Origin of the sequence: Pseudomonas syringae, from assembly GCF_021605415.1 — a bacterium.
Lineage (GTDB): Bacteria > Pseudomonadota > Gammaproteobacteria > Pseudomonadales > Pseudomonadaceae > Aquipseudomonas > Aquipseudomonas syringae_S.
This window is the reverse complement of record NZ_WKEQ01000078.1, coordinates 1-2,128: the sequence shown is the minus strand read 5'-3', so window position 1 is coordinate 2,128 and position 2,128 is coordinate 1. Positions and strand designations below refer to the sequence as shown.

1 protein-coding gene and 2 pseudogenes are annotated in these 2,128 nt (G+C 44.3%); all 3 read right to left on the bottom strand.

Features of this window, described 5'->3' with window-relative positions; genetic code table 11:
* A pseudogene (locus tag GIW69_RS26015) lies at positions 1 to 247 on the bottom strand (sel1 repeat family protein); the annotation flags it as partial.
* Positions 248 to 561: 314 nt separating this feature from the next.
* Positions 562 to 1,530: an SEL1-like repeat protein gene (locus tag GIW69_RS26010; RefSeq protein ID WP_236485651.1), complete on the bottom strand. Its 969-nt coding sequence runs from the start codon at positions 1,528 to 1,530 to the stop codon at positions 562 to 564.
* Between the two features lie 280 nt (positions 1,531 to 1,810).
* Positions 1,811 to 2,128 (bottom strand): annotated as a pseudogene (locus tag GIW69_RS26005) (sel1 repeat family protein); the annotation flags it as partial.

The window sequence follows — 2,128 nt, the reverse complement described above, 5'->3', positions numbered from 1 at the left end:
CATCTTCAGTGATGTATTGTTTATCCTCTACTATTTCTTCCGCCAATAAAAACTGGGCTTCGCTGTCGCCGGCCTCAGCTGCAATTTCCAATTCGCGGGCTGCTGTTTTGTATTGGTTGAACAGTACTATGCCGCGTTCTTTCGCGGCTTGTTGGCTCACGTTTAGTTTCGCAAGAACGTAGCAGGGTAGGACGAGCAACATTATGAAAGCAAGTAGCGTTTTGGCAGTCGCGTAAGAATTATTCATGGTTTCGCTCTGCAGATTCCTATCAGCTACGCTTCCGGCCAAGACCTAAGGCAAAGGTGTGGCAAAAGGGTGGTTTTTTAAAGTGGTAAGTTTTAGCCCGGCTTCTTCAGTAAGTAATTTTAATTTGGGTTGCATGATATAAATTTCGCTAATCGTGGTGGTTATTTCACAAGGTGTGATCATACAAGTTATTAGCGTCGGCTTTGATGCCTTGTTAATTGGTGCTTCATACTAGCTGGTTGTGACTGTTACTATGTGGGTCTTCGTAAACAGCTATCAACTTCTGAGTGTCTCTAGCGGATCGTCTGTCAGCGTTAAGATCCTAATTTTTCAGGGTAAAAGGAAAGAGGAGGGTGGGTGTCTTTCCAGTTTTGAGCAAAGACCTTAGCTCTGGCAATTTGGTCTGGCGTCATCTTTGCTGCGATCCGAGGAAGCTTGTCGCTAACATTCGAGTCCATACCGCCGCCGCCGTCCAGTTCTCTTAATAGATAAATTAACGCGTAACCCTTGATAATTTCATAAGGGTATCCATAAGTGTCGGGTTCGTGAGCTAGATCAGAACCATAACCGTAAACTGACGAAGCATAGCCGATCAGAGCGGCTTGCTCGTTCCAATGACGGAATCCTTTTATGTCTCCATCTTCGAAAAGGAGAGCCGCATATTCCATCATCCCTTTTGGATTTTTGCCTTCTGCTGATGCTTTTGCCCATTCTTTTGCCGCTTCCGTCCGTTTCCATGGAAGGAGAAATGATCCCTTGCCTTCCTTATAACGAACTGATAACAGCCACTGTGACTCGGGGTAGCCTAGCTCTGCAGATTTTTCCAACCAGTCAAGCTGACCAGTCGCAAGATACAAAATATAAGCTGCTTCTGCATTTCCATCGCTAGTCTGTGACGTCGCCAACTGCTTGGCTTGATTTAACCATTCCGACGGTTTCTTTTGCCCAATGGAACAATTTTTCATTGCTTCACATAGGTCACTCTTTGATCGAGCAAGCCTAAGCATTGAATATAAGTCATTCTGAGCTGCAGCTGCTTCGTACCATTTTATTGCTTCTGCTGTTATGTATTGGCTTTTTTGTCGAAGTTCTTCGGCCAAATAAAACTGTGCTTCCGAGTCTCCAGCTTCCGCCGCAATTTTTAGCTCGGGTTCTGCTGTCTTATATTGATTGAACAGTTGTATGCCTTTCTCTTTCGCAGCCTGCTGTGATGAAGTAAGCCCTGCCGCATATAAGCATGTGCTCGCAAGAAAAAGAAGAAGCGTCGCTAAGACTTTGTACATTGGTTTTATCCTAGTTAATGCCGTCCATCGGTGCTTAATATCTTTTTTCTGGATTTTCTCAGTGGTTTATCTTTGTCGCTATTGCTATGAGTTTGCTTTCAGTTGATTTAACTAACCTGCATAAAATATCGAGCTTTTTAAATAAGTTCCCAAGCTAACAGAATTATTTCCCTCTTACTGAAGCTCGACCCCTTCGCCTTAGCAGATTTTCCGATGTTTGGGAACTGCGCCCCATTGGACGTGACGGTTGCTAACAGGGCGAGCATCGCAAGAAAATTCATTAACGGCTTAGTTTGTCGGGGAAAAATGATAGAGGAGGATGAGTTGCCTTCCAGGCTTTAGCGAACTCATGAGCTTTCACTATTTGTTCAGCACTCATTTTGGCCGCAATTATTGGAAGTTTATATTCAGCATTTTCTTTCATTCCCCCACCGCCGTCTAACTCACATAGAAGAAGCATTAATCCATAACCTTTAACGGGGTCATAGGGGAATCCGAAAGTGTCAGGTTCGTGGCTTAAATATGCGCCATAGCCGTAAACTGAATCAGGGTAGCCTGCTAGTGCTGCTTTCTCACTCCATTTTCGAAAGCCTTCAAC